Genomic DNA, 1,456 nt, shown 5'->3' with positions numbered 1-1,456 from the left:
AACGCCACCACCACCCGCTTCACCCGTGGCTCTTGCAACTTATCCGTCAACTGATCCAGGTGAGTGGTTCGGCTATAGATCAACCGCTCTCGGGCCGCTTTATAACGGTCGAGGGTAATCGGCACGGTTCGATCACGGGCGGATCGATCACACCAAGTGCATTCATGGCCTAGCGCATTCACCAACCACGGCTGACCCTCGGTGTCTTGCCATAACTCATCCCAAATCGCAGGGTCAAAACATTGACCGGTGGCGGTTTGGTGTTGTTGCCATAGAGCAATGGTTTCTTCTCGGCTGAAATTCCCCATCCGCAAAGAAGCACTTTTGATATTAAACGCTGAACCACCGGTGATGATTTCATTGTGTCCGGTGTGAATACGGTAATCCCGCACATCTCGCACCCCACATAAAATCACTGTTTGCGGAAAAGCTAATGGACGCTGAGCATATCCAGCGCGGATCTGCCGCAGCAATGAAATAAGGGTATCGCCGACTAACGAATCTACTTCATCCAACAACAGCACAATCGGGCGCGGGCTTTGCAAGGAAAAGCCTGCCAACATACCGGTAATTCGATCAGCTGCGGCAATTTCCCTTCCTGCACCCGCTAACCATTTCACCATCCAATCATCTTGTAAATACAAGGCAGTCGAACGTGCTAACGCCGAACATATTGCATCGACACCGGCTGGCATATCGCCACGGACCGCCTGCGCCCCCTCGATATTGGTATACAAGGCACGGTATTCACCCTTGGCATTTAAATGATTCATCAACGCTAATAGGGCGGTGGTTTTACCGGTTTGGCGCGGGGCGTGGAGCACAAAATAACGCTGTTGACGAATCATCGCCTCGACTTCATCAATATCAATTCGCTTGAGTGGATCGAGCATATAGTGTTGATCGGCGACCGATGGCCCGGCATTATTGAAAAATTTTTCAATCGTCATCTGGCTGATTCTTGGTAATCCATATCTGGCTACTTTAACACCAAGTCTTCTGTGAGATAGTAGTAGGGTGGATAAACGCAGTGCATCCACCCAAAACAAACATGAAGCAGGCAAATTAAAATGGTGGGCACTACATATCGAGATTGGTGTTTGGTGGATGCGCTACGCTTATCCGCCGTATAGCACTGTGCTTTGGTTTACCCAGCCCCCCCCCTAATTTCAGGAGGAGGTGTGAGGGGGTCAAATATCAAAAATATCTTCTAAGTGTTGTGTCTGCGCTAACGAATGGCTGACCAAACCTTGTTTCGATTATGCTGCGGAGAAATATTTTCATGCCTTCTTCTAACCCCTCTTCCCGTGCCGTAATGATGTCGGTGTTGTAATCCCACATTACCCAATGCGTGGAAAGCTTCGGGGTTCAGCCTGAGGTCAAGAGCGCGGACGCTGAAGGCGTCCTAGTGTGATGGTTTGTATTCTTCAGATTATCTTTGAATATCAATCATCAC

Annotated in this window: 1 protein-coding gene; it reads right to left on the bottom strand. The window is 49.3% G+C overall.

The features are described from left to right. Nucleotides 1-950 (bottom strand): P-loop NTPase family protein (locus tag G465_RS0112790; protein WP_022654818.1); only part of this gene is annotated, 950 nt, incomplete at its 3' end. Between the last annotated feature and the right edge of the window lie 506 nt (nucleotides 951-1,456).

The sequence above is a fragment of the Aquaspirillum serpens DSM 68 genome, from assembly GCF_000420525.1.
GTDB lineage: Bacteria > Pseudomonadota > Gammaproteobacteria > Burkholderiales > Aquaspirillaceae > Aquaspirillum > Aquaspirillum serpens.
The sequence above is the reverse complement of the archived record's forward strand: the minus strand, read 5'-3'. Positions and strand labels throughout refer to the sequence as shown.